The sequence below is a fragment of the Aeromonas sp. QDB56 genome (assembly GCF_027705505.1).
Classification (GTDB): domain Bacteria; phylum Pseudomonadota; class Gammaproteobacteria; order Enterobacterales; family Aeromonadaceae; genus Aeromonas; species Aeromonas caviae.
Genome location: NZ_JAPDBZ010000052.1, coordinates 1 through 24933 on the forward strand (window position 1 = coordinate 1; position 24933 = coordinate 24933).

The 24933-nt window shown below is 61.5% G+C and carries 22 protein-coding genes, 1 tRNA gene and 2 pseudogenes; 5 read left to right on the top strand and 20 right to left on the bottom strand.

The annotated features are described in order from the left end of the window. Positions 1–372 (top strand): annotated as a pseudogene (locus tag OKB81_RS10290) (IS4 family transposase); the annotation flags it as partial. Positions 373–381: 9 nt separating this feature from the next. Here OKB81_RS10290 and OKB81_RS10295 read toward each other — a convergent pair. Beyond that, a pseudogene (locus tag OKB81_RS10295) lies at positions 382–1209 on the bottom strand (VolA/Pla-1 family phospholipase); the annotation flags it as partial. Positions 1210–1510: 301 nt separating this feature from the next. On the opposite strand from OKB81_RS10295, the gene ubiK reads away from it, so the two are divergent. Then, positions 1511–1768 (top strand): ubiquinone biosynthesis accessory factor UbiK, encoded by a 258-nt coding sequence (gene ubiK / locus OKB81_RS10300; RefSeq protein ID WP_270805232.1) that lies wholly within the window; start codon positions 1511–1513, stop codon positions 1766–1768. A 138-nt stretch (positions 1769–1906) separates the two neighbouring features. Here the strand turns inward: ubiK and fre are convergent, their stop codons facing one another. From fre to trxA, 5 genes are all read right to left on the bottom strand, one after another. Next, complete coding sequence (fre, locus tag OKB81_RS10305) at positions 1907–2605, bottom strand: NAD(P)H-flavin reductase (protein WP_010672373.1); 699 nt, start codon at positions 2603–2605, stop codon at positions 1907–1909. Between the two features lie 155 nt (positions 2606–2760). Then, positions 2761–4230: a 4-hydroxy-3-polyprenylbenzoate decarboxylase gene (ubiD, locus tag OKB81_RS10310; RefSeq protein ID WP_010672372.1), complete on the bottom strand. Its 1470-nt coding sequence runs from the start codon at positions 4228–4230 to the stop codon at positions 2761–2763. A gap of 33 nt (positions 4231–4263) precedes the next feature. After that, positions 4264–5271 carry a hypothetical protein gene (locus OKB81_RS10315; RefSeq protein WP_010672371.1) on the bottom strand — a complete coding sequence of 336 codons (1008 nt, stop codon included), beginning with the start codon at positions 5269–5271 and terminating at the stop codon, positions 4264–4266. A gap of 106 nt (positions 5272–5377) precedes the next feature. After that, complete coding sequence (rho, locus tag OKB81_RS10320) at positions 5378–6643, bottom strand: transcription termination factor Rho (protein WP_010672370.1); 1266 nt, start codon at positions 6641–6643, stop codon at positions 5378–5380. 207 nt (positions 6644–6850) lie between these two features. Further along, positions 6851–7177 carry a thioredoxin TrxA gene (trxA, locus tag OKB81_RS10325; protein WP_010672369.1) on the bottom strand — a complete coding sequence of 109 codons (327 nt, stop codon included), beginning with the start codon at positions 7175–7177 and terminating at the stop codon, positions 6851–6853. Between the two features lie 113 nt (positions 7178–7290). On the opposite strand from trxA, the gene rhlB reads away from it, so the two are divergent. From rhlB to OKB81_RS10340, 3 genes are read left to right on the top strand one after another with little or no spacing between them, the layout of a single operon-like run. Next, positions 7291–8580, top strand: a complete 1290-nt coding sequence (gene rhlB, locus OKB81_RS10330; RefSeq protein ID WP_049636361.1) for an ATP-dependent RNA helicase RhlB — start codon at positions 7291–7293, stop codon at positions 8578–8580. Positions 8581–8593: 13 nt separating this feature from the next. Further along, the gene (gene gppA / locus OKB81_RS10335; protein WP_042017418.1) at positions 8594–10084 is read left to right on the top strand and encodes a guanosine-5'-triphosphate,3'-diphosphate diphosphatase; all 1491 of its coding nucleotides are present in this window, start codon (positions 8594–8596) and stop codon (positions 10082–10084) included. A 12-nt stretch (positions 10085–10096) separates the two neighbouring features. After that, positions 10097–10357 carry a Rho-binding antiterminator gene (locus tag OKB81_RS10340; RefSeq protein WP_041214156.1) on the top strand — a complete coding sequence of 87 codons (261 nt, stop codon included), beginning with the start codon at positions 10097–10099 and terminating at the stop codon, positions 10355–10357. A 70-nt stretch (positions 10358–10427) separates the two neighbouring features. Here OKB81_RS10340 and OKB81_RS10345 read toward each other — a convergent pair whose 3' ends face one another. From OKB81_RS10345 to OKB81_RS10410, 14 genes are all read right to left on the bottom strand, one after another. Continuing rightward, positions 10428–11186 carry a class I SAM-dependent methyltransferase gene (locus OKB81_RS10345; protein WP_234917073.1) on the bottom strand — a complete coding sequence of 253 codons (759 nt, stop codon included), beginning with the start codon at positions 11184–11186 and terminating at the stop codon, positions 10428–10430. 51 nt (positions 11187–11237) lie between these two features. After that, positions 11238–13805, bottom strand: a complete 2568-nt coding sequence (locus OKB81_RS10350) for a putative bifunctional diguanylate cyclase/phosphodiesterase (protein ID WP_053288914.1) — start codon at positions 13803–13805, stop codon at positions 11238–11240. Positions 13806–14039: 234 nt separating this feature from the next. After that, positions 14040–16082 carry an oligopeptidase A gene (gene prlC, locus OKB81_RS10355; RefSeq protein ID WP_114523030.1) on the bottom strand — a complete coding sequence of 681 codons (2043 nt, stop codon included), beginning with the start codon at positions 16080–16082 and terminating at the stop codon, positions 14040–14042. Between the two features lie 221 nt (positions 16083–16303). Then, complete coding sequence (gene hemB, locus OKB81_RS10360; RefSeq protein WP_039041081.1) at positions 16304–17323, bottom strand: porphobilinogen synthase; 1020 nt, start codon at positions 17321–17323, stop codon at positions 16304–16306. Positions 17324–17326: 3 nt separating this feature from the next. Then, complete coding sequence (locus tag OKB81_RS10365) at positions 17327–18112, bottom strand: TatD family hydrolase (RefSeq protein WP_053288916.1); 786 nt, start codon at positions 18110–18112, stop codon at positions 17327–17329. A gap of 111 nt (positions 18113–18223) precedes the next feature. Then, a complete protein-coding gene (gene tatC / locus OKB81_RS10370) occupies positions 18224–18976 on the bottom strand; it encodes a twin-arginine translocase subunit TatC (RefSeq protein ID WP_053288917.1) in 753 nt (250 codons plus the stop codon). Beyond that, complete coding sequence (gene tatB / locus OKB81_RS10375) at positions 18973–19431, bottom strand: Sec-independent protein translocase protein TatB (protein ID WP_053288918.1); 459 nt, start codon at positions 19429–19431, stop codon at positions 18973–18975. Before tatB ends, tatC begins: the two co-directional genes overlap by 4 nt. A 3-nt stretch (positions 19432–19434) precedes the next feature. Then, positions 19435–19683 carry a Sec-independent protein translocase subunit TatA gene (tatA, locus tag OKB81_RS10380; protein WP_010672358.1) on the bottom strand — a complete coding sequence of 83 codons (249 nt, stop codon included), beginning with the start codon at positions 19681–19683 and terminating at the stop codon, positions 19435–19437. A 39-nt stretch (positions 19684–19722) separates the two neighbouring features. Continuing rightward, positions 19723–21363, bottom strand: coding sequence for a ubiquinone biosynthesis regulatory protein kinase UbiB (gene ubiB / locus OKB81_RS10385; RefSeq protein WP_041212050.1), 1641 nt, complete (start codon positions 21361–21363; stop codon positions 19723–19725). Further along, a complete protein-coding gene (locus tag OKB81_RS10390) occupies positions 21363–21971 on the bottom strand; it encodes a ubiquinone biosynthesis accessory factor UbiJ (protein ID WP_029313421.1) in 609 nt (202 codons plus the stop codon). Before OKB81_RS10390 ends, ubiB begins: the two co-directional genes overlap by 1 nt. Positions 21972–21979: 8 nt before the next feature. Next, entirely contained in the window at positions 21980–22732 is a 753-nt protein-coding gene (gene ubiE, locus OKB81_RS10395) for a bifunctional demethylmenaquinone methyltransferase/2-methoxy-6-polyprenyl-1,4-benzoquinol methylase UbiE (RefSeq protein ID WP_270805233.1), read from the bottom strand. A 65-nt stretch (positions 22733–22797) separates the two neighbouring features. Next, positions 22798–23175: a fluoride efflux transporter CrcB gene (gene crcB, locus OKB81_RS10400; protein WP_041212051.1), complete on the bottom strand. Its 378-nt coding sequence runs from the start codon at positions 23173–23175 to the stop codon at positions 22798–22800. Between the two features lie 87 nt (positions 23176–23262). Continuing rightward, positions 23263–24528 carry a cytosine deaminase gene (locus OKB81_RS10405; protein WP_053288919.1) on the bottom strand — a complete coding sequence of 422 codons (1266 nt, stop codon included), beginning with the start codon at positions 24526–24528 and terminating at the stop codon, positions 23263–23265. Between the two features lie 213 nt (positions 24529–24741). Further along, positions 24742–24817 (bottom strand) — tRNA-Thr (locus tag OKB81_RS10410). Positions 24818–24933: the final 116 nt, after the last annotated feature.

Genomic DNA, 24933 nt, shown 5'->3' on the forward strand with positions numbered 1-24933 from the left:
TATCGCTGCCGTTGGCAGGTGGAGTTGTTATTTAAAGAGTGGAAATCGCACAACCGGCTCAAGGGGTTTGTGACGGGGGAGAAAGCCATCGCCGAGGGATTGGTGTGGACGAGTTTGCTGTCGCTGGTGATGAAAAGGCGGGTCGCGCAGAGTGTGATGACAGGGAAGCTATCGATGTTGAAAGCGTCAAAGAACAGTACGACATGGTGGTTGCCGCTATTGGAAGCAGTGGCCCATAGAGCGCTGACAGAAATAAGGGAAAGACTGGAATGGGCAGCTGATTATTTGGCCAAGAACGCTTGCCGAACCAAGCAGAGAAAATCGATACAGAACAGGACCTTGGAAGGAGTTTTAAAGGGACTCAACGCTTAAGGTCCTGTACATGGACAGGGTATAGGTGCCAGGCAGGCTGGTATTGCCCAAGGCGTCCTGCTTCCACAGGGCGGCAGCGTCCAGGGTCGGGCTCTTGAGCACGGATGCGGCCGCCCCTTTCACCGCCACCAGCACGTCGGCGCCGGACTGGGTACCGAACCAGTCGGAGAAGATCACGTGGTCGCTAGTGATGCCGGTGGCAGCCTTGAACAGCCCTTCCTGCAGCGCAATCAGGCCGCTGATGGTCTGCTCCTGGGCGTTGCTGCCGGTGCTGGTCTTGTAGTTGCTGTAGTCGCTACCCGGTCGCAGGGGGGCACCCGTGCTGTCTTTGAGGGTATCGGTCGCCACTATCATGTAGTAGGAAGAGGGGTTGAGCGGCTTGAGCGGCACCAGATTCAGCTTCCCGGTCGTCTCGGCCACCACGAAGTCCACCCCGTAGGTCAGCACCTTTTTCACGCCGCTCGGACGCAGGGCCGCACTGTCAAACTCCAGCTCCATCAGGTAGAGGGGGGCCACGGAGGCTGCGAATTCAGCAGCGGCCGGCGCCTTGACCTGGATGCCGGAGGCCGTCACCGGCACTATCTGGATCGCCTGGGTAGTCGACCAGCCATCCAGGGTGGAGAGGGCGGACACCGGGTTGGAGAGATCCGCCGTTTCCGTGGAGAATTTCAGGGTACCGTCGGTCGCACGGGCTGCCAGGGCGCTGGGTCGGACTGCATTGGAGCCGCTCAGCAGATAATCGAGATAGCTTGAGGTATCGCCTGTGTTGTCGTCACTGCCACCACAACCGCTCAGCAGCGCACTGACGACGGCCGCGTAAATTAGCTTTTTCTTCATATCCTTATCTCTTTTATGTTGTTATCCATGATGAGCCTGACGGGGTAGGGTTCAAACCCGACCGAATCATATTAACAGCAACGCAACAATTAATAAGCCTCTGGTCAGTCATCTGATCTGATTTTTTTGTGTACACCATCAAGGAATTGGAATTGATTCCCGGTGTCACAGGGTAGCAGCCAGGGTACATCAACCAGACCCGACCAGAGCCCGGCTGGATCCATGGCGCAAAAAGCCGCTCCGATCTCGGCAAAGGGGACGATTTGTCGGTAGAATGGCGCCATTGCTTAAGGAGACCCCCATGATCGACCCGAAAAAACTGGAAGAGATCGCCAAACAGATACACAACGCCCTACCCCCCGGCATTCGCAGCATGGGTGAAGAGGTGGAGAAAAAGACCCGTCAGGTCTTGCAGGCCCAGCTCAACAAGCTGGATCTGGTGAGCCGCGAGGAGTTCGACGTGCAGACCAAGGTGCTGCTGCGCACCCGGGAGAAGCTGACCGCCCTCGAGGCCAAGCTGACCCAGCTCGAGCAGCAGCTCGCTGCCAAGGGCGAATGATCCGGCGTGACCCGCCGTAGATAGCACAAACCCCAGCCAGGCTGGGGTTTGTCGTTTTTATGGGGACAACGAGTTTCTCATCCCCCTTCTCTCGCAAGACGATAAGGGGGCAGATCGACGCTCTGCGGTTGGCCGTGGTCAGATAAACTCGTAGGCATCGCCGAAGATGCGCTCGGGCTCGGCGCCCAGCACCTTGAACTCTTCCCGCGCGGCACCGGCCATCTCGAAGCGGCCCGCCACATAGATGTCGTAGTCATGCAGGCTGACGAAGTCATCCATGATGGCCTTGTGCACCAGCCCGGTCCTGCCGGTCCAGTCGCTCTCGGGCTCCTGCACCACGGGAATGAAGGTCAGCGGCGCATAGTCGCGCTCCCACTGCTGCATCTGCTCCAGCTCGTAGAGCCAGTGCGCCTGGCGTACCCCCCAGTAGAGGAACACCGGACGCTTGCTGCCGCTGCCGATCAGGTATTCCAGGATGGCGCGGGCATAGGAGAAGCCGGTGCCTCCCGCCATCAGGATCAGCGGTCGGGGGGATTCGTCGCGCAGGAACGCCTTGCCGGCGGCCAGCTCGACCTCGATCTCTCCCTGCTCGCGCATGCGGGCCAGCACCTGACCGGCATAGGCATTCTCGGGAGTGGCACCGATCTGCAGCTCCAGCACGCCGGAGCGGGTCGGCGAGTTGGCGATGGAGAAGGGGCGCTTGTCCGAATCGCTCATCACCACCAGCAGATACTGGCCCGGCTTGAAGCTCACCTCCTGCTGCGGCGCCAGCGCCACGTGCCAGATGGTGTCGACATATTCGCGCAGTTCCTCTACGCGGCACTTGATACGTTGCATTCTTGTCCTTGTGAGGGGCCTGCCCGGCCCGCTTCGCTCATGGTTTCACTGTTTTTATGGCGACCAGTTGGTGGTCAGGTCCGTCGAGCATACCCAATTCGGCACGGCAATACCGCACTTTTGCGTCACAATGGCCGCGCCCCATCGGGGATCCCTCAGTCGAGGATCTTCAGCTCATCCCAGATGGCATCGATCTTCTGCTTTACCGCCTCGTCCTGAACGATGGGCTGACCCCACTCCCGATTGCTCTCCCCCGGCCACTTGTTGGTGGCATCCAGCCCCATTTTGGAGCCGAGCCCGGAGACCGGAGAGGCGAAGTCCAGGTAGTCGATGGGGGTGTGCTCGATCAGGGTGGTGTCGCGAGCCGGGTCCATCCGGGTGGTGATGGCCCAGATCACGTCCTTCCAGTCGCGGGCGTTGATGTCGTCATCGCAGACGATCACGAACTTGGTGTACATGAACTGGCGCAGGAAGGACCAGACTCCCAGCATCACCCGCTTGGCGTGGCCAGGGTAACGCTTCTTGATGGTCACCACCGCCATCCGGTAGGAGCACCCCTCCGGCGGCAGGTAGAAGTCCACTATCTCGGGGAACTGCTTCTGCAACAGCGGCACGAACACCTCGTTGAGCGCCACCCCGAGCACCGCCGGCTCATCGGGCGGACGGCCGGTGTAGGTGCTGTGGTAGATGGCATCCCGGCGCATGGTCATGTGGGTGATGGTGAAGACCGGGAACTCGTCCACTTCGTTGTAGTAGCCGGTGTGATCGCCGTAAGGCCCTTCGGGGGCCATCTCCCCCGGCTCCAGATAGCCTTCCAGCACGATCTCGGCGCTGGCGGGCACTTCCAGATCGCAGCTCAGCGCCTTCACCACCTCGGTACGGCTGCCCCGCAGCAGACCGGCAAAGGCGTATTCGGAGAGGCTGTCCGGGACCGGCGTCACCGCGCCCAGGATGGTCGCCGGATCGGCGCCCAGCGCCACCGCCACCGGGAAGCGTTCGCCCGGGTGGGCCTCCTGCCACTCGCGAAAATCGATGGCGCCGCCCCGGTGATCCAGCCAGCGCATGATCAGCTTGTTCTTGCCGATTTTCTGCTGGCGATAGATGCCGAGGTTCTGCCGCTTCTTGTAGGGACCGCGGGTGATGGTCAGACCCCAGGTGACCAGGGGCGCCACATCCCCGGGCCAGCAGTGCTGGATGGGGATCTGATCCAGATCCACCGCGTCCCCTTCCAGCACCACCTGCTGACAGGGGGCCGAAGAGAGCCGCTTGGTCGGCATGTTGAGCACCTGCTTGAAGATGGGCAGCTTCTCCATCAGCTCCTTGAGCCCGCGAGGCGGCTCCGGCTCTTTCAGATAGGAGAGCCAGGTCCCCACCTGGCGCAGGGCGCTGACGTTGGGCTGGCCCATGCCCATGGCAACCCGGTCCGGCGTGCCGAACAGGTTGGTCAACACCGGCATGGTGTAGCCCTTGGGATTCTCAAACAGCAGAGCCGGGCCCCCCGCACGCAGGGTACGGTCGCTGATCTCGGTCATCTCCAGATAGGGGTCTATCTCGCGACTGATGCGCCTGAGCTGTCCGTTTTGTTCCAACTGCGCGATAAAATCACGCAAGTCCTTGTATTTCATGCAAGTACCCCAGCGGGATCAGGTGGTCCCGCATTATAACCCTGGCGGCGTATCCGGTGTACCCGTATCGGACCTCATGACGGACGAGGCGTGTCGCCGCTCCTGAAGCGTCAACCGGTTTGCCAATTGACCCAGGAGCCTGGGCTCGTCCATCTGCAACAACAGGCCGGCCACCAGCCCGCCATACTGGTGCTTGCCGAGTTCGGCCAGGAGGAACTGCTGGGCCCCGTCCGGCAAGGGGGAGAGGCGGCTGAGCTGGTGCAGGGCGGGGACCATCAGGCGGCTGTTCTGGCTGGCGGCGATCAGCAGATCGCTCGCCTCCTGACCTGAATAAAAGCGGGAAATGGTGTGTAGCGCAGTCAGGCTATCGTGATCCACTGGCTGACGCCACAGCTTGAGGTAGAGTGCCGTCTCCCCGGTCTGTTCGATGAAGTGCAGCAGCAACTGGTTGTCCGGCAGGAAGAGATTGAGGGCGGCAAGCCGCTGCGCCTCCCGGCGCAGCACGGATACCGGCTGCCGATCGAGCACCGCCAGCAGGGCCTGCTGCTGCTGTGCCAGCTCGGGATTGCGGCTGTAGTAGACCTGCTTGAAGTCGAAGCGATCCTGCTCCAGCAACTGGCGATAGTTGTCCTGCCAGGCCAGCTGCTGCCAGTGGCTCAACACCAGCCGGGCCTCGGCGGGGAAGTCATAGGCGGGTAGCTGCACCAGGAAACCGTCCACCTTCCCTTCCACCAGCCATTGTGGCGCCTTGGCCGCTTGTGCCCGCACCCAGGCCAGCAGCGCCGGGCTCGGTGCGCCCGATGACTTGAGCTCACCCAGCAACTGGAACAACAGGAACTCCCGCTGCCCCACCGACAGGGTCTCGAGCAACGAGTCCATGGCATCAAACTGCCCGAGCGCCATGCGGCCGTCCAGGTACGCCCGATGCCCCTCCAGTCCCTCGTCCGCCACCAGGGGAGCCTGCAATTGCGGCGGGGAGTCGGCATGCACCGGGGCCGCCAGCCACAACCAACCCATCCATATGAACAACACCAGCTTCATGACGTCCCTTTCCTTGTGACATCGAGGCTTCATACTACTAAGCCAGCCGTGAAATAGATAAACAAAAACCGCGACCTGGGCCGCGGTTTTGTCATTGAAGAGGCTGTTACTTCTGTTGACGCTTCATGGAGTCGAAGAACTCGTCGTTGGTCTTGGTCGCAGCCAGCTTGTCGATGAGGAACTCGATGCTGTCGATCTCGCCCATGGGGTGAATGATCTTGCGCAGGATCCACATCTTCTGCAGCTCGTCCGGGGCGGTCAGCAGCTCTTCCTTGCGGGTGCCGGAACGGGTGATGTCGATGGCCGGGTAGACGCGCTTCTCGGCAATCTTGCGCGAGAGGTGCAGTTCCATGTTGCCGGTACCCTTGAACTCTTCGTAGATGACTTCATCCATCTTGGAGCCGGTATCGATCAGCGCGGTGGCGATGATGGTCAGGCTGCCGCCCTCTTCGACGTTGCGCGCCGCACCGAAGAAACGCTTCGGACGGTGCAGGGCGTTGGCGTCCACACCACCGGTCAGCACCTTGCCGGAAGACGGGATGACGGTGTTGTAGGCGCGGGCCAGACGGGTGATGGAGTCCAGCAGGATCACCACGTCCTTCTTGTGCTCGACCAGACGCTTGGCCTTCTCGATCACCATTTCGGCGACCTGGACGTGACGGGAGGCCGGCTCGTCGAAGGTGGAGGCGATGACTTCGCCCTTCACCATCCGCTGCATCTCGGTCACTTCTTCCGGACGCTCGTCAATCAGCAGCACGATCAGCTCACAATCCGGGTGGTTGTAGGCGATGCTCTGGGCGATGTTCTGCAGCAGCATGGTCTTACCGGCCTTGGGCGGTGCAACGATGAGACCGCGCTGGCCCTTGCCGATCGGGGATGCCAGATCCAGTACACGGGCGGTGATGTCTTCGGTGGAACCGTTGCCACGCTCCATGCGCAGACGCTCGTTGGCGTGCAGGGGAGTGAGGTTTTCAAACAGGATCTTGTTGCGGGAGTTTTCCGGACGGTCGTAGTTGACGTCGTTGACCTTGAGCAGGGCGAAATAGCGCTCGCCCTCTTTCGGCGGCCGGATCTTGCCGGAAATGGTATCGCCGGTACGCAGGTTGAAGCGGCGGATCTGGCTCGGGGAGACATAGATGTCATCCGGACCAGCGAGATAAGAGCCGTCTGCACTGCGCAGGAAACCGAAACCGTCGGTCAGGATTTCCAGCACACCGTCGCCAAAGATATCCTCGCCGCCCTTGGCGTGCGCCTTGAGGATTGCAAAGATAATGTCTTTCTTGTGCGCCCGAGCCAGATTTTCCAACCCCATGGATTCGCCAAGCTGGACCAGCTCGGACACAGGAGTGTTCTTAAGTTCAGTCAGATTCATAGTGGTGAAAGTCTGTAAGCAAGGATTGAAATGAGGAGACAGTCTGCTGGATTGATGCTGATCGGATTTGACTTGCCAGGCTGGTAGTTAAGCAAAGAGTCAGGCAAAAAGGTTAGCAAACGAGCGATAAACTAGCACCAATCAGGGTGAGCGTCTAGGTGATAAAACACAAGGAGCGCATTATTGCAATGCGCTCCTTCTTGATTATTACAGGTTGCCGTCCAGGAACTCTTTCAGTTGGGTCTTGGACAGGGCGCCGACCTTGGTCGCTGCCACTTCACCATTCTTGAACAGCAGCAGGGTCGGGATACCACGAATGCCGTACTTGGGCGGAGTGTCGGCGTTATGATCGATGTTCAATTTCGCCACGGTCACGCGACCTTCATATTCCTGAGCAACTTCGTTCAGGATCGGGGCAATCATCTTGCACGGTCCACACCATTCGGCCCAGAAATCGACCAGAACAGGGCTGTCGGCGTTGATTACATCGGCCTCGAAGCTGGCATCGCTCAGCTGAACAATCTTGTCACTCATCTCCAACTCCAGTCAGTAATTAAGGCTTTATTGATGGTTCAACAAAGGCAATAGTTGCCCTATTTGAAATGATCCTGTTTATTATTGCAAGCCTAACCTGATAACCTACCGCCATGAGCAAAACACATCTAACGACCGAAAAATTCGCCCAAATGGGCCTCGAACCCGAAGTTCTGGCTGGTCTGGAATCAAAGGGATTTCACTATTGTACGCCCATCCAGGCACTGTCCCTGCCCCTGCTGGTTGAAGGTCATGACCTCGCCGGTCAGGCTCAGACGGGGACCGGCAAAACCCTGGCTTTCCTGGCGGCGACATTCAACTATTTGCTGACCCATCCGCTGACCAGGCCGCGCCTCATCAACCAGCCCCGCGCCATCATCATGGCCCCGACCCGGGAGCTGGCCGTCCAGATCTATAACGATGCAGAGAGCATGTCAGCCTCCACCGGGCTCAAGCTCGGTCTCGCCTATGGTGGCGAAGGCTACGACAAGCAGCTGGCCGTGCTGGAACAGGGCGTCGACATCCTTATCGGCACCACGGGTCGCATCATCGACTACTTCAAGTCCAAGGTCATCGATCTCGGCAACATCCAGGTCGTGGTACTGGATGAAGCGGATCGCATGTTCGATCTCGGCTTCATCAAGGACATCCGTTTCCTGTTCCGCCGCATGCCCCCCGCCACCGAGCGTCTGAGCATGCTGTTCTCCGCCACCCTCTCCCTGCGGGTGCAGGAGCTGGCCTATGAACACATGAACCACCCGGAACATGTGCAGGTCGAACCGGAACAGATGACCGGCGTGCGGATCAAGGAGGAGCTCTTCTACCCCTCCAACGAAGACAAGATGTTGTTGCTGCTCTCCCTGATGGAAGAGGAGTGGCCCGAGAAAGCCATCGTCTTCGCCAACACCAAGCACGTCTGTGAAGACGTTCACGCCTGGCTGGAGAACGACGGCCACCGCGTCGGCCTGCTGACTGGCGACGTGCCGCAGAAGAAGCGGATGAAAATCCTGGAAGAGTTCACCAAGGGCACCCTGGATATCCTGGTCGCCACCGACGTGGCCGCCCGTGGTCTGCACATCCCCGACGTGACCCACGTCTTCAACTACGACCTGCCCGACGATGCCGAAGACTATGTCCACCGCATCGGTCGTACCGGCCGCGCCGGCAGAAGCGGTCACTCCATCAGCCTGGCCTGTGAAGACTATGCCTTCAACCTGCCGGCCATCGAGGAGTACATCCACCACCCCATCCCGGTCAGCAAGTATGACCGCGAGGCGCTGCTGGATGACGTCACCGCGCCAAAACGGGTGTTCCGCAACCGCCAGCCGGTGAACCGCAACATGCGGGATCGCCAGGGCGGTGGCAACAGCAACAACCGTCGTCGTCCCCCCCGCAAGAACTGAGGGATCGGCCAAGTTGCACAACTCGCCTCTCTATGCCGCCATCGACCTCGGCTCCAACAGCTTTCACATGCTGGTGGTGCGCGAGGTCGCCGGTGCCCTGCGCACCGTCACCAAGGTCAAGCGCAAGGTACGCCTCGCCGCGGGCCTCGATGCCGATTTTCGCCTCAACCGTGCCGCCATGGAGCGGGGCTGGGATTGTCTGCGCCTCTTCTCCGAGCAGTTGCAGGACATCCCGTCCGACAACATCCGGGTAGTGGGCACCGCCACCCTGCGCCTGGCCACCAACGTCGACGAATTCATCAGCGAAGCGGAACGGGTGCTCAACCACAGCATCGAGATCATCTCGGGCGAGGAAGAAGCCAAGACCATCTATGAAGGTGTCTCCTGGACGTCGGCAGGGGAAGGCAACCGGCTGGTGATCGACATCGGCGGCGCCAGCACCGAGCTGGTGATCGGCGAGCAGAGCGAAGCCAAGCTGCTCAACAGCCTGCACATGGGCTGCGTCACCTGGCTCAACAACCACTTCGGTGATGGCGAGCTCTCCGAGGCGCGCTTCAACCAGGCCATTGCCGCCGCCAAGGCGGTACTGGAGAAAGTGGCTGCGGACTACCGTGTCCTCGGCTGGCGCACCTGCGTCGGCGCCTCCGGCACCGTCCAGGCACTGCAGGAGATCATGCTGGCCCAGGGCAAGAGCGAGCGGGTCACCCTGCCCAAGTTGCAAGAGCTGATGGGTCAGGCCATCGCCTGCGGCAGACTCGATAAGTTGCAGCTCGAAGGGCTGGCGGCCGAACGGCTGACCGTGTTCCCCTCCGGTCTCGCCATCCTGATCGCCATCTTCGAGACCCTCGACATCGAGAGCATGACCCTGGCGGGTGGTGCACTGCGTGAAGGGCTCATCTACGGCCTGCTCGGCAACAATCACGACTGTGATGCCCGGGATCGCACCGCCGACAGCCTGATCAGCCGCTACCAGCTCGACAAGGAGCACGCCGAGCGGGTCCGCGACACCGCCATCGAGGCGTTCACCCAGTTGCAGCCGGCCTGGCGCCTCTCCAAGCGCTACGGTCGCCCGATCCTGCGCTACGCAGCCCTGCTGCACGAAATCGGTCTGTGCATCGAGTACAAGAAGGCGCCGCAGCACGCCGCCTACATCATCGACAACATCGACATGCCGGGCTTCACCCCCGCGCAGAAGAAGCTGCTGTCGGCCCTGCTGTTCAACCAGCGGGATGAATTCAAGCTGGAGCCGCTGGAGAAACAGGGCGCCGTCACCGGTCGCCAGGCGATCCGGTTGGCCCGTATCCTGCGCATCTCCCTCATCCTCTGCATGCGCCGGACCCAGGGCACTGTGCCCAGGTTCATGCTGCAAGCCGATGAAGATGCCCTGACCCTGACCCTGCCCAAGGGTTGGCTGGACGAGCATTACCTGCGCGCCAGCGAGCTGCGCCTCGAGGTGGAGCGCCAGCAGAAGATGGGCTGGTCCACCCGGCTGCTGGAAGCCTGAGGCGCACACCCCATGGCCGATTACCAACCCGTCAGCTGTGACCTGTACGACTGGCTGGAGATCGCCGCCAGCTGGCAACTGCCCGTCACGATCACCGACCGGGATGGACGAACCTGGGCGGACAGGATCCGCACCATAGAAGCCAGCGACGGAGTCGAATATCTGCTGCTGGAGCGCGCTGAGCGCCTCAGCCTGGCGGACCTGGCGACCCTGGAACTCGTCTGGCAAGGGGAAGAAAAGCGGATCCACTTCGCCCCACCCCGCAGCCAATGAATAGCAAGAGGGCCAACCTGATCAGGTTGGCCCTCTTCGTTTGACGCTCAGACTCCCTGCCAGTCGCCACTCAACTCGCCAGCGCCGCCATCACATAGACGTCGAAGCGGTTGCTCTTGGTCTCGATGGCCATGCTGGGCTTGTGCTCGTTGAGCCAGCCCGCATAGTCGGGCCGCTTCACCACCACCCGCTTGTCAGCCATCCTGAGCGCCGCCGGCAGCAGGGCATCCGCGTCGAGATCCGCCCCCACCAGGGACTGGAACACCCGCATCTCTTTTTTCACCAGCGCCGACTTCTGCTTGTGGGGGAACATGGGGTCCAGGTAGATGACCTCCGGCCGCTCGGTCAGCGTCAGCAGGGTTTCCACCGCCGGGCCTTGCAGCAGTTGCATCCGCTCGCGCACCCAGGGGCCTATCTCGGGATCCTGCCCCGCCCGGGTCAGACCGTCCTGGAGCAGGGCAGCCACCACGGGGCTGCGCTCAATAAGCGTCACCTTGCAACCGAGGGAGGCGAGCACGAAGGCATCGCGCCCGAGCCCGGCGGTGGCATCCACCACGGTCGGCATGGCTCCCGACTTCAATCCCACCGCCTTGGCGATGGACTGGCCGCGCCCGCCACCGAACTTGCGCCTATGGGCCACCGCCCCTTCCACGAAGTCCACATAGACGGCCCCCAGCTTGGGTTCGTCCAGCTTGCGCAGCTCCAACCGCAATTCGGTCAGCACCAGGGCGAAAGGAGCGGGAAACGCCACGTCGGCAAGGCGCTGGCGCAGGGCGTCGAGCTCGCCATCGCGGGCGGGCACTTCACTGAAAACCTGAATATGGGGCATAACATGGACTCATCACGGCGCAGAAGCCGGCATGATAGCAGAAGCGGGGGGTCAGCTCACCGTGGTCAGATTCGCCAGGTTCATTCCCTGACGGTTGAGACTCAGGTACTCGGTCAGATCGTCGAAGGGCAGCGGGCGGCTGAGCAGATACCCCTGGGTGAAGGCGCACCCCTTCTGGCAGAGGAAGTTGAGCTGCTCTCGGGTCTCCACCCCTTCGATCACCACCTGCATGCCGAGGTTGTGCACGATGTTGATGATGCCGTCGAGCAGCAGGCGGTCCTGCTCGTTGAAGGGGATGTGGCGCACGAAGGAGCGATCGATCTTCACCAGATCCACCGGGAAGGTACGCAGGTAGTTCAGTGCCGAATAGCCGGTGCCGAAGTCGTCGATGGCCAGGTTGCAGCCCGCCTCGCGCAGGGCATCGATCCGCACCCTGTGCTGATCGCTGGTCTCCATCAGCAGGGATTCGGTGATCTCGATGATGATGTCCGCCGGATCCAGCTCGAAGTGGCGGATCACCCTGAGCCACTCGTTGGCCTCCGGGTCTATGGTCTGGAACTCCAGGGTGGAGCGGTTGATGGACATCTGCAGATCCGGGAAGCCGGACTGCTGCAATCTGGCCAGATCCCGGCAAGACTGCCACAGCACCAGGGCACCCAGCCCCTGGATGAGCCCCGCCTCTTCCGCCAGCGGGATGAAATCCGCCGGTGAGACCTGACCCCAGTGGGGGTGATACCAGCGCACCAGGGCCTCCAGCTTGGCGACCCGGCCGCTGCGGTTGTCCCAGATGGGCTGGTAGGCCATGGTCAGCTGGCCCAGCTTGATGGCCTCCGCCAGATCGTGCTGCATCTGGTGGCGCTGGCTCACCTCTTCCCGCATGGAGGCGTTGTAGGTGCCGAGGGGGCGTCCCTGGCGCTTGGCGACGAACAGGGCCTGCTCGGCATTGCGCAAGAGCTCGTCGCTGTCGCCGCCGTCATTGGGACAGAGGGTGATCCCCAGGGTGGCGGTCACATAGAGGTGCTGGTTGGCCAGCATGAAGGGACGGGCAAAGCCGCCGATCACCTGCTTGGCAAACACCTCGGCCTGACGGCGGTTGACGATGCCGGGCACCAGGAAGGCAAACTCGTCGCCGCCGATGCGGGCCACCAGGTCCTCGGTGCGCACCCGGCTCACCAGCCGATCCGATACTTCCCGCAGCAGGGCGTCGCCCACATGGTGATCCATGCTGTTGTTGACCGCCTTGAAGTTGTTGAGGTCGAGCACCATGAGGGCGAAGCGCTCCCCCCGCTCGCAGAAGCGGGCCAGACAGCGACCGAACAGCCAGCGGTTGGGCAGGCCGGTGAGGTTGTCGTAGTTGGCCTGGGCGGCGATCTTCTGCTCCGCCAGCTTGGTCTGGGAAAGATCGCTGAAGATGGCGATGTACTGACTGATCTTGCCCCCTTCCCGCACGGCGCTGATCATCAGCTGCTGGGGATAGAGCTTGCCGTTCTTGCGCTTGTTCCACACCTCCCCACGCCAGATCCCCACCCGCTCCAGGGCGTGGTACATGTCCGCATAGAAGGTCTGATCGTGCAGTCCGGACTTGAGCATGCTGGGCCGCTGGCCACACGCCTCCTCCTCGCTGTAACCGGTGATCTTCTCGAAGGCCGGATTGACCGAGATGATGCGACTGTCGGCATCGCACACCAGAATGGCTTCGGAGAGGTTGTCATAGACCCGGTGGGAGAGCTTGAGCTGCTCCGCATGGCGCCTGATGGGATCGATGTTCTCCAGCACCACCATGAGATAGTCGGGGTGCATCTGCTCGTTGCGGATCAGGGTCACCGTCACCCGCCCCCACAGGACGGTCCCATCCCGATGGAGATAACGCTTCTCCTGAGTAAACGCGGGACGCTCTCCCCGCTTGAGGGCGTCGTAGAGCGCAATGCTGGTCTGCCAGTCGTCCGGATGGTTGATTTCGGCGACGGTGAGCTGTTGCAGCTCCTCCTGGCTGTAGCCGAGCATCTTCTCGATGGCCGGGTTCGCCCAGAGGATCTTGCCGCCCAGATCCACCTTGCCGATGCCCACGGGCGCATGGGACATCATGGTGTCCAGGAAGTGGTGATGTTCCGGTTGCGCCGGCTGCTCCTGGCTCTGGCGCTGCTGATACATCAGCGCCAGTTCACGACCGGCGAGCGGGGCCAGCAGACGCAGCAGGCCCACTATCTTCTCCATTCTCGGCATGGCCCGCTTGAACATGACACTGCACAGGCCGATGGTCTCTCCCTCGGCGTTCTTGAGCGCGACGCCGGCATAGGCTCTCACCTCGCAGCGCTCCAGCACGGCGGCGTGGGGGAACAGCTGGCGGGTGCGATCACTGAACCAGGCTTCACCCTGTTGCATGGCGATCTCGCCCGGAGTGTCGGCGAGGGGGAAGCTGTAGGAGTTGATGTCGAGGGAGGCGGGATAGGCGGCATGCACGGTAAAGAACAGACCCGCCTGATCCTTGCCGGACACCAGGACGAAGTCAGCCCCCACCGCGTTGGCGATTTCACTCACAAAGGCATCAAAATATCCCTGACCACTCGAATGAGACAGGCTGGAGATGATTTGATAGACAGACTCGAGTGCTCGCCTCATGGCAAGGTTCTTTCTCTCCCTGGAAGGTAGAACCCGACTCTACTGAAGAGGCGGGGACAGTGCAAACATGCACTCCGCAAGATATTAAAAAGGCTTGGAAAAAGGGACCAAAAGGTCCCTTTTTCTATCAAAAATCACGTTTCGATCCCACTATGCCGCAAATGTGTACCTGCTTGAAGCTCCCGAAGTGGCGCGGCAGCTCATCCAATCGAGGCTCACTGTGGCGGCGGGACCTCACGCGGCGATACCGCTGTGACGCAGCAGCGCATCCACCTGGGGCTCCCGGCCACGGAAGGCACGGAACAGCTCCATCGGCTCCCTGGAGCCGCCCTTTTCCAGAATGTTCTTCAGGAAGGAGTGGCCCGTGGCCGGGTTGAAGATCCCCTCCTCCTCGAAGCGGGAGAAGGCGTCGGCAGAGAGTACCTCGGCCCACTTGTAGCTGTAGTAGCCCGCCGCGTAGCCGCCCGCGAAGATGTGGGAGAAGCTGTGCTGGAAGCGGTTGAACGTCGGAGGCGTCATCACGGCGACCTGGCTGCGCACCTCATCCAGCAGCGCAGGGATCTGATCCGCTCTGGTCGGGTCAAAGGTCTGGTGCAGACGGAAGTCGAACAGGGCGAACTCCAGCTGGCGCAGCATCTGCATCGCCGCCTGGAAGTTGCGGGCGGTCAGCATCTTCTCCAGCAGATCGGCGGGCAGCGGCTCCCCGGTCTCGTAATGGCCGGAGATGAAGGCCAGCGCCTCGGATTCCCAGCACCAGTTCTCGAGGAACTGGCTCGGCAGCTCCACCGCATCCCAGGCCACGCCGTTGATGCCAGCCACGCCAGCCACATCGATGCGGGTCAGCATGTGGTGAATGCCGTGGCCGAACTCGTGGAACAGGGTGACCACTTCGTTGTGGGTAAACAGGGCCGGCTTGCCGTCTACCGGGCCGTTGAAGTTGCAGGTCAGGTAGGCCACCGGCTTTTGCAGGGAGCCGTCCTGACGGTAGCGGCGACCCAGGCAGACATCCATCCAGGCGCCGCCCTGCTTGTGCTCACGGGCGTAGAGATCCAGGTAGAAGCTGCCGCGCAGCTCGTCATCGGCGTCAAAGATGTCGTAGAAGCGCACGTCCGGGTGCCAGGTGTCGATGCCGAGACGCTCGCGCACCTTCATGCCGAACACCCGCTTGACCACCTCGAACAGCCCCTTCACGACCCGACCAGCGGGGAAATAAGGACGCAACTGCTCATCAGAGACCGAAAACTTGTGCTGTTTGAGCTTTTCTGCGTAATAGGCAAGATCCCAGGCCGCCAGTTCGTCCTGACCGTGCTGCTCGGCGGCAAAGGCGCGGATCTCTTCGAGCTCCGCCTTGCCTTGGGGCAGGGACTTGGCAGCCAGGTCGGTGAGGAACTCCACCACCTGCTCCGGCTTGTCCGCCATCTTGGTCGCGAGGGAGAGCTCGGCATAGTTGGCAAAGCCCAGCAGTCGGGCCAGCTCCCGGCGCAGGGTGAGCAACTCGGTCATGATGGCGGAGTTGTCCCACTTGCCGGCGTTGGGGCCCTGGTCGGAGGCGCGGGTGGTGAAGGCCTCATACAGCTCGGCACGCAGGGCGCGGCTGTCGGCATACATCATCACCGGCAGATAGGAGGGGATGTCCAGGGTGAACAGCCACCCCTCCTTGCCCTTGAGTTCGGCCATCTGGCGCGCGGCAGCCTGGGCGCTCGCGGGCAGACCGGCCAGCTCGGCCTCGTCGGTCACCAGCTTGTGCCAGCCCTGGGTCGCGTCCAGCACGTTGTTGCTGAAACGGGAGGCGAGCTCCGAGAGGCGGGCCTGGATCTCGCCGTAACGCTGCTGCGCCTCGGCAGGCAGACCGATGCCGGAGAGGCGAAAATCGCGCAGGGTGTTCAGGATCTCCTTGCGCTGGGCATCATCCAGCCGGGGGAAGTCATCGCTCTCGGAGAGGGCCAGATAGGCTTGATAGAGCCCTTCATGCTGACCGACATAGGTCTGGAATTCAGACAGCAGCGGCAGGCAGGCATCGTGAGCCGCCCGCAGCGCCTCGCTGTTCTGCACGGCGTTGAGGTGGCTGATGGGGGACCAGATCCGGGAGAGGCGGTCGTTGACCTCTTCCAGCGGGGCGATCAGGCTGTCCCAGGTGTGAGGCTCCTTCTGGGCCAGCACGTCCTCAATCTTCTGTTTGCAATCGGCGATGGCCTGCGTCACGGCAGGTTGCACCTGATCGGGCTGGATCTGGCTGAAGGGAGGCAGCGAGTCCATTGTCAGCAAAGGGTTAGTCATCTGCGGTACCTCTAAATGCTCTGCAGCCCCTGCCGTCCAGAAGCTTGCTTGGACCATCTAAGATGTAGGCAGAAACCCCATTTATCAAGCCTTTGCCGCCAAGAGACGGGCATGTTGCCCACTTTTTCAGGCATTTTGTTCATAAAACCAGCATTTCATCTACCAGAGACGACAATGCCGGCCCGAGGGCCGGCATTGTGAGGGCATGGACACTCCCCGCCTCAGCGTCGGGCGTCCTCTTTCAACCACTGGGCGACCCGCTTGGCGAAGTAGGTGAGGATGCCATCGGCCCCGGCCCGCTTGAAGCAGAGCAGGGATTCCATCACGCACTCCTTCTCCTTGAGCCAGCCATTCTGGATCGCCGCCATGTGCATGGCGTACTCGCCGCTCACCTGATAGGCGAAGGTCGGCACGCCGAACTGATCCTTCACCCGGCGGATGATGTCCAGGTAGGGCATGCCCGGCTTGACCATGACGCTGTCCGCCCCTTCGGCGATGTCGAGGGCCACTTCGTGCAGGGCTTCGTTGCCGTTGGCCGGATCCATCTGGTAGGTGGCCTTGTTGCTCTTGCCGAGGTTGGCGGCGGAGCCCACCGCATCGCGGAACGGGCCGTAGTAGTGGGAGGCGTACTTGGCGGAGTAGGCCATGATCTGCACGTTGACGAAGCCATTCTCCTCCAGCGCGGCGCGGATGGCACCGATGCGGCCGTCCATCATGTCGGACGGGGCCACCATGTCGGCCCCGGCGGCGGCATGGGAGAGCGCCTGCTTCACCAGGATCTCGGTGGTGATGTCGTTCTGCACATAGCCTTCGTCATCGATGATGCCGTCCTGGCCATGGGTGGTGAAGGGGTCGAGCGCCACATCGGTGATGACCCCGAGCTCCGGGAAGCGAGCCTTGAGGGCACGGGTCGCCCGCTGGGCCAGGGCATCCGGGTTGTAGGCCTCTTCCGCCATCAGACTCTTTCTCTCCAGCGGCGTCACCGGGAACAGGGCCACCGCCGGCACACCCAGGGCCACCAGTTCGGCGGCCTCTTCGAGCAGCAGATCGATGGAGAGCCTGTCCACCCCCGGCATGGAGGCAACGGCCTCTCGCTGACCCTCTCCCTCCAGCACGAACACGGGATAGATGAGATCGTCGACGGTCAGTACGTTCTCGCGCACCAGGCGGCGGCTGAAGTCATGTTTGCGCACCCGGCGCAGGCGACGGCCCGGGAAGGCCCCCGGAAGAGTTGTGGCCATGAATCACTCCAAAAGCGGAAGTTGGAAGAATGCGGCGGAGGTGGCCCGGGTATGGGCCAGCAAGGCCTCGGGCGCTTCACCACGGCAGGCCGCCACCACCTGGGCGATGTGCGGCAAAAAAGCGGGTTCGTTGCGTTTGGGTCTGGGTTTCAGATCCCGCGGCACCAGGTAGGGGGCGTCTGTCTCTATCATCAGGCGACCCGCCGGAATGCGGGCCACTTGCTCGCGCAGCAGCTGGCCACGGCGCTCGTCACAGAGCCAGCCGGTCACCCCGATATGCAGCCCCAGCGCCAGGCACTCGTCCAGCTCGGCGTCGGAGCCGGTGAAGCAGTGCAGCACGGCCCCCGGCAGGCGGGGCAACCAGGGGCGCAGGATCTCGACGAATTTGTCATGGGCATCGCGGCAGTGGAGAAACACCGGCATCCCGAGATCGGCGGCGAGCGCCAGCTGGGCGTCAAACACCGCGTCCTGCACCGGACGGGGGGAGAAGTCCCGGTTGTAGTCGAGACCGCACTCGCCGATGGCCACCACCTGGGGCAGGGCCGCCAGTTCGCGCAAGGCGGGCAGGGTCGCCTCATCGACGCTTTTGGCATCGTGGGGATGTACCCCGGCGGTGGATAAGCAGTAACCGGGCCAGCGGGCGGCCAATGCGGCGCTCTCGCGGCTGCCAGCCAGATCGGTGCCGGTCAGGATCAAGGCTTCCACCCCGGCGGCGCGCGCGCGTTCAACCAGGTCGGCCTGTTCGCCGGCGAACTGGCTGCTGGTCAGGTTCAAACCGATGTCGATCATGGAGTCAGGGGTTCCGGACAAACGAGGTGCATATCAGGCATTTGAAAACCATCTACTCGATGGGGCCTTACCATACGCCTCGAACGGATGCATGAAAAGAGGAAGGGAGCCTCAGCTCCCCTCTTCCGTTTGTTGCTGCTCCTCGTCCTCTTTCTTCACGTAGAAGCGGGCGAAGAACAGACCTATCTCCCACAGGCCCCACATGGGGATCGCGAGCAGGGTCTGGGAGAAGACATCGGGCGGCGTCAGCAACATACCGACCACGAAGACCCCGACGATGACGTAAGGGCGCTTCTCCTTCAGGCTCCTGGGGGTGGTCACCCCGGTCCAGCAGAGCAGTATGGTGGCCACCGGGATCTCGAACGCCACCCCGAACGCGAAGAACAGGGTCAGCACGAAGTCCAGGTAGCTGGCGATGTCGGTCGCCACCGTCACCCCGGCGGGGGCGGTACTGGTGAAGAAACCGAACACCAGGGGGAACACCACGTAGTAGGCAAACGCCATGCCGGCGTAGAACAACACGGCACTGGAGGCGACCAGCGGCATGATGAGACGCCGTTCATGCTGGTACAGACCGGGGGCAATGAAGGCCCAGGCTTGGTAGAGCAGATAAGGGATCGCCACGAAGAAGGAGACCACCAGGGTCAGCTTGATGGGCGTGATGAAGGGGGTCGCCACATCCGTCGCTATCATGCTGGTGCCTGCTGGCAACTGGCTGAGCAGCGGCTGGGCCACGAAGTCGTAGATGTTGTTGGAGAAGTAGATCAGCGCAATGAACACCAGCAGAATGGCGGTGATGGAACGCAGCAGACGGGTTCTCAGCTCCACCAGATGGCTGATGAGGGGTTGTTCTGCCTGACTCATGGCTTACCCTCCCCCTTGGCTGCGGACTCGCTGGCGGGCACAGGCTCGCTCTCTCGCTGACTGTTGACCGGTGGCACCTCTGAGGTCACGGGCACCGAGGCCGCCACCGGAGTGGCTGGCTCGGCCTGGGCGGGCTCCCGAGGCGGGCGGATCTCGTTCTCCCCCTGATAGGGACGATTCACCGACTGGGCGGCCGCTTTCAACTGCTCGATGGATTCCTGCAGCTCGGGGCTCAGGTTGTTCATCTGCAACCGTTCGGCCTTCTTCAGATCGTTGTGCAGATCCTGCAACTTGAGCTCCTGTTCCAGCTCGGCCTTGACCGAGTTGGCGGTGCTGCGGATCAGCCTTATCCAGTGGCTGGCGGTGCGGATCGCAACCGGCAACCGCTCGGGACCCAGCACCACCAAGGCGACGACGCCGATGACGACCAGCTCCCAAAAACCGATGTCGAACATGGCTTAGGCCTGATCTTTGTCTTTCTGCTTGGCGGCTTCGGCGTTGCTGGCCGTCTCGTTCAACTGCTTGGTCGGGAACTCGGCATCTTTCTGCTCGGGTTTGGTGTCGGCCGGCTCATCGGAGAGCGCCTTCTTGAACCCCTTGACCGCCGCGCCCAGATCGCCGCCGATACCGCGCAATTTCTTGGTGCCGAACAACAGCACGACGATGACTGCGATGATCAACAACTGCCAAATACTGATACCACCCATGACTTTCTCTCCGGATAGGCGCCCGATGGCGCAGGTTATTTAATGGGAACGGGTTCGCAACCAACCCAGCAGCCAGCATAACCCGGCGCCGGCGAGGCTGATTTGTCCCCACTCAATGTGTTGTTTCTGGGTCAGCAAGAATACACCCGCGAGCAGCAGGCTGGCTCCAACCCCTAAGAGGTAGCGGGCTTGCCCCTGACGGCGACTGTGGCGACGGAAATCGGCAAACATCTGGTCGAAGTGGTGCTGCTGATGGCGGGCCTGACGCAGGGTCTCATAGACCAGCTCCGGCAGCTCCGGCAGTTTCTCCGCCCAGAACGGCGCCTTCTCCTTGATGGCATTCCACACCGCCTTGGGGCCGACCTGCTCGTGCATCCAGTTTTCCAGATAGGGCTTGGCGGTCTGCCACAAATCCAGCTGGGGATAAAGCTGGCGACCCAGCCCTTCCACATAGAGCAGGGTCTTTTGCAGCAGCACCAGTTGCGGCTGCACCTGCATGTTGAAGCGACGGGCGGTGTTGAACAGATTGAGCAGCACGTGGCCGAAGGAGATCTCGGAGAGCGGTTTCTCGAAGATGGGCTCCAGCACGGTGCGGATGGCGAACTCGAACTCGTCCACCTTGGTATCGGGCGGTACCCAGCCAGACTCCACGTGCAGCTCGGCCACACGGCGGTAGTCGCGGTTGAAGAAGGCGAGGAAGTTCTCCGCCAGGTAGCGCTTGTCTTCCCGGTTGAGGGTGCCGACGATGCCGCAGTCGATGCCGATCCAGAGCGGATTCTCGGGGTGTTCGAAAGAGACGAAGATGTTGCCCGGGTGCATGTCGGCGTGGAAGAAGCTGTCGCGGAACACCTGGGTGAAGAACACCTCCACTCCGCGCTCGGCCAGCAGCTTCATGTTGGTGCCGTTGGCTTCCAGCGCGGCAATGTCGGAGACCGGAATGCCGTAGATACGCTCCATCACCAGCACCTGCTCACGGCAATGGTCCGTGAACACCTCGGGCACATAGAGCGCCTCGGAACCGGTGAAGTTGCGGCGCAGCTGGATGGCGTTGGCCGCTTCGCGCATCAGGTTGAGCTCGTCGAGTATGGTCTTGCGATACTCCTCCACCACCTCGACGGGGCGCAGTCGTCCGCTCTGGGGCACGAAACGGGCCACCAGACGGGCCAGGGCCTGCATCAGGCGCAGGTCGGCCTCGATGACCGGCTCGATATCGGGACGGATCACCTTGATGACGATCTCGCGGCCGTTCTCCTTCAACCGGGCGGTGTGCACCTGGGCGATGGAGGCGGATGCCAGCGGCGTCTCGTCGAACTCATCGAACAGCGTCTCGACGGGGCAACCCAGGCTCTCTTCTATCTGGCGACGGGCGGCCTGACCACAGAAGGGAGGCACCCTGTCCTGCAGCAGGGCCAGCTCTTCGGCAATGTCGGGGGGCAGCAGGTCTCGGCGGGTCGAGAGCATCTGGCCGAACTTGATGAAGATGGGGCCCAGGGCCTCGAAGGCGAGGCGAATACGGGCGCCACGGCTCATGCCTTGTTGCTTGTTCTTGAGCCAGAACAGACTGCGACGGGCCAGACGGCCAGGCCAGGGCTGATAACGGGCGGGCACCAGCTCGTCGATGCCCTGTTCCAGCAGGATGCTGACGATGCGATAGAGGCGTTTGAACTCCTTCGGGGTCATCAGCTCACCTGCTGTTCGAGGCGGGCAAGCCGCAACTCGATCGCCTTCATCTGTTGGGCCAGCTCTTCGACATCGTCATTGAAGCTCGCCACTTCCAGCGGACCCGGGGCAAGCCTCGCCTCCTCGGTCAGATACTCGGCCACTTGACGCTGGGAACGGCACAACTCTCGCCCCACAAAACGGCGAGCCTGACGGGCACCACTGCACAGGGTGTGGGCCACCACATCGCCGGTGTAGCGGGACAGCTCCTCTTCCCAGTCGATATCGAGCTCGCCAAGCAGGGCGCTGAATGCCTGCACCAGCTGGGGGTCACCGCTCAGGTCCAGCTTCTCCTCGCGGATGTAGCGGGTCAGGGCGGAAGGCTCCTTGAGCAGGCCGAGGGCAGTCAGGGAGAGGCTCAACACCGCATCCGCCTCGCCTTCAAACCTGGCCAGCACATCCAGACGGCGCTCCGAGAAGACAAACCAGAGCGGCTTGAGTTCGCGCAGCTCCAGTTTGAGTACCTTGCCCGTCAGCTTGCGCAACCGCTCCGGGCTCTGTTTGTCCAGGGCCAGCAACTGGTTGAGGCTGGTTTCGATCACCGCGGTGACCATGGCATCCATCGGCATAGGCGACCTTAAAACTTGTAACCGCGGTGCAGGGCGACCACGCCCTGGGTCAGGTTGTAGAACTCCACCTGCTCGAACCCGACCTGCTCTATCATACCCGCCAGGGTCTGCTGATCCGGGTGCATGCGGATGGATTCCGCCAGGTATTTGTAGCTTTCGCTGTCGTTTGCTACGATTTCGCCCATTTTCGGCAGCAATTTGAAGGAGTAGAGATCATAAAGCTTGGCGATCACTTCGCTCACCGGCTTGGAGAACTCCAGCACCAGCAGGCGGCCACCCGGCTTGAGCACCCGGAACATGGAGGCAAGCGCCTTGTCCTTGTCGGTGACGTTGCGCAGGCCGAAGCCGATGGTGATGACGTCGAAATGGTTGTCAGGGAACGGGAGCGCCTCGGCATTGGCCTGTACGTAGGAGACGTTGTTGGCCACCCCCAGGTTGCGCAGCTTGTCGCGGCCCACCTTGAGCATGGAGTCGTTGATGTCTGCCAGGACCACCTGGCCGGTCTCACCCACGATGCGGGAGAACTTGGCGGTCAAATCCCCTGTGCCGCCAGCCAGATCCAGCACCTTCTGTCCTTTGCGGACACCGGAGCAGTCGATGGTAAAGCGCTTCCAGAGGCGATGGATGCCGAACGACATCAGATCGTTCATCAGATCATACTTGGCCGCTACCGAATGAAAGACACCGGCGACCAGGGTTTCCTTCTCGGTCGCTGCCACGGTTTTATAGCCAAAATGCGTAGTAGTAGTCTGTTCCGACATCCCTCAAATACCCATAGAGCAAAGAATGGCCGCCAGTTTACCAGAGCCGATGGCGTGCGGACACCTCAAACCCGGCTTGTGACCAACTGCATCCCCAGCACGACCATGGCCAGACAGAGGAACAGATTGAGACCGATATTGAGCAGTGCCTTCAGATAGGCCCCTTGCTGGGCCAGCACGACCGTATCGAGGGCAAAGGAGGAGAAGGTGGTCAGGGCACCGAGGACACCCACCATCAGCAATGGCTTCATCGGGTGTTCCACCACGTGACCATGGCTGATCAGGGCATAGGCAATCCCCATGATGAAGGAACCCACCACGTTGACCACCAGGGTGCCATAGGGAAAGTGGCGTCCCAGCAGCCATGCCATCAGCTCGGCGATGCCAAAGCGCAGGCAGGCACCGAAGGCGCCCCCGACAGCGACAAATAACCAGGTTTGCATCAAGCAGTCTCCAAGATTGTCAGGTTGGCATTATGCAAAATCTCGACAGCAGGGGACAGCCGGGCAATTAATCGACCCGGCTAGACCCTAGCGGCGAAAGTCTACCGGTTCTGGATTCACAAGGTGGAGGGTCGTCTCAGCCGGGCGAGTATCGGCGATGACTCTGCCATGGCGGATGGAATAACGCACCGGCACCTGGCGGCGCACCGCATCAAAACCATTCTCAGCAGGAAGGATCAGCAGGTTGGCGGGCTTGTCCACCTCGATGCCGTAGCGATCCTGCACGTTCAGGGTGCGGGCGCTGTGGTTGCCGATGAGCTTGAGACTGTCGTTGATCTGTTCATAGCCCATGATCTGGCAGACATGCAGCCCCATGTGCAGCACCTGCAACATGTTGGCCGTGCCCATGGGATACCAGGGATCGAACACGTCGTCGTGGCCGAAGCAGACGTTGATGTTCGCCTCCAGCATCTCCTTCACCCGGGTGATGCCACGACGCTTGGGATAGCTGTCGAAGCGCCCCTGCAGGTGAATGTTCACCAGCGGATTGGCGACGAAGTTGATGTCCGCCATCTTCAGCAGCCTGAACAGTCGCGACGCATAGGCACCGTTATAGGAATGCATGGCGGTGGTGTGGCTGGCGGTCACCCGATGGCCCATGCCGCGCTCGTAGGCCAGGGTTGCCAGCGTCTCGATAAAACGGGACTGTTCGTCATCGATTTCGTCGCAATGCACATCCATCAAAACCTGATATTTCTCCGCAAGATCGAAGACGTAGTGCAGACTTTCGACCCCGTACTCCCGAGTGAACTCGAAATGGGGGATGGCACCGATCACGTCGGCCCCCAGCTTGAGGGACTCTTCCAGCAATGCCTTGCCGTTGGGGTAGGAGAGGATCCCCTCCTGTGGGAAGGCCACTATCTGCAGCTCCACCCACTCCTTCATCTCCTCCCGCACCTCCAGCATCGCCTTCAGAGCGACCAGATTGGGGTCGGAGACATCCACGTGGGTACGGACAAACTGGATGCCGTTGGCAATCTGCCATTTCAGTGTCTGGATGGCTCGCTGTTTCACATCCTCATGGGTCAGCAGCGCCTTGCGCTCGGCCCAGCGCTCGATCCCCTCGAACAGGGTACCGGAGAGGTTCCAACTCGGCTCGCCAGCCGTCTGGGTGGTATCGAGGTGAATGTGCGGTTCGATAAAGGGGGGGATGACAAGGCCTTGCTCACCATCAAGCTCGCGGGCAGAGAGCAGCTGAGTGCTCATGGGCTCAATGGCCCGGATCACGCCTCCCTGACAGAGGATTTGCCACATCCCTTCCCTGCCCGCCAGACGCACATTCCTAATCAGCATGTTCTTTCCCCTTCGAAAGCGTAGTTGTCTTTGCCAATCCACAACTTAGCCTGGATCCCTTTAAGAGAGAAGCGGCGCCCGGAAAGCATACGGGATAGAAAGGGAAGATATCTCAGCAACAAGAAGGTGCGACATTGCAGGACTGCAATTTGCGATGGATGGCTGAAAGGCAGATACAAGAAAGCCTCCCTATTGGGAGGCTTTCTTATTTAATGGTGCTGATACCCAGAATCGAACTGGGGACCTCATCCTTACCAAGGATGCGCTCTACCGACTGAGCCATATCAGCACACTAACCGGTAAAGACCACGCTCAATGCGTAATCTAAAATTGGGTGCCTGGCAGTGTCCTACTCTCGCATGGCGAATGCCACACTACCATCGGCGCTACAGCGTTTCACTTCTG

Coding starts and splice junctions, on each gene's coding strand:
- ubiK (WP_270805232.1), top strand. CDS start 1,511: ATGATCGACCCGAAAAAACTGGAAGAGATCGCCAAACAGATACACAAC.
- fre (WP_010672373.1), bottom strand. CDS start 2,605: ATGCAACGTATCAAGTGCCGCGTAGAGGAACTGCGCGAATATGTCGAC.
- ubiD (WP_010672372.1), bottom strand. CDS start 4,230: ATGAAATACAAGGACTTGCGTGATTTTATCGCGCAGTTGGAACAAAAC.
- OKB81_RS10315 (WP_010672371.1), bottom strand. CDS start 5,271: ATGAAGCTGGTGTTGTTCATATGGATGGGTTGGTTGTGGCTGGCGGCC.
- rho (WP_010672370.1), bottom strand. CDS start 6,643: ATGAATCTGACTGAACTTAAGAACACTCCTGTGTCCGAGCTGGTCCAG.
- trxA (WP_010672369.1), bottom strand. CDS start 7,177: ATGAGTGACAAGATTGTTCAGCTGAGCGATGCCAGCTTCGAGGCCGAT.
- rhlB (WP_049636361.1), top strand. CDS start 7,291: ATGAGCAAAACACATCTAACGACCGAAAAATTCGCCCAAATGGGCCTC.
- OKB81_RS10340 (WP_041214156.1), top strand. CDS start 10,097: ATGGCCGATTACCAACCCGTCAGCTGTGACCTGTACGACTGGCTGGAG.
- OKB81_RS10345 (WP_234917073.1), bottom strand. CDS start 11,186: ATGCCCCATATTCAGGTTTTCAGTGAAGTGCCCGCCCGCGATGGCGAG.
- OKB81_RS10350 (WP_053288914.1), bottom strand. CDS start 13,805: ATGAGGCGAGCACTCGAGTCTGTCTATCAAATCATCTCCAGCCTGTCT.
- prlC (WP_114523030.1), bottom strand. CDS start 16,082: ATGACTAACCCTTTGCTGACAATGGACTCGCTGCCTCCCTTCAGCCAG.
- hemB (WP_039041081.1), bottom strand. CDS start 17,323: ATGGCCACAACTCTTCCGGGGGCCTTCCCGGGCCGTCGCCTGCGCCGG.
- OKB81_RS10365 (WP_053288916.1), bottom strand. CDS start 18,112: ATGATCGACATCGGTTTGAACCTGACCAGCAGCCAGTTCGCCGGCGAA.
- tatC (WP_053288917.1), bottom strand. CDS start 18,976: ATGAGTCAGGCAGAACAACCCCTCATCAGCCATCTGGTGGAGCTGAGA.
- tatB (WP_053288918.1), bottom strand. CDS start 19,431: ATGTTCGACATCGGTTTTTGGGAGCTGGTCGTCATCGGCGTCGTCGCC.
- tatA (WP_010672358.1), bottom strand. CDS start 19,683: ATGGGTGGTATCAGTATTTGGCAGTTGTTGATCATCGCAGTCATCGTC.
- ubiB (WP_041212050.1), bottom strand. CDS start 21,363: ATGACCCCGAAGGAGTTCAAACGCCTCTATCGCATCGTCAGCATCCTG.
- OKB81_RS10390 (WP_029313421.1), bottom strand. CDS start 21,971: ATGCCGATGGATGCCATGGTCACCGCGGTGATCGAAACCAGCCTCAAC.
- ubiE (WP_270805233.1), bottom strand. CDS start 22,732: ATGTCGGAACAGACTACTACTACGCATTTTGGCTATAAAACCGTGGCA.
- crcB (WP_041212051.1), bottom strand. CDS start 23,175: ATGCAAACCTGGTTATTTGTCGCTGTCGGGGGCGCCTTCGGTGCCTGC.
- OKB81_RS10405 (WP_053288919.1), bottom strand. CDS start 24,528: ATGCTGATTAGGAATGTGCGTCTGGCGGGCAGGGAAGGGATGTGGCAA.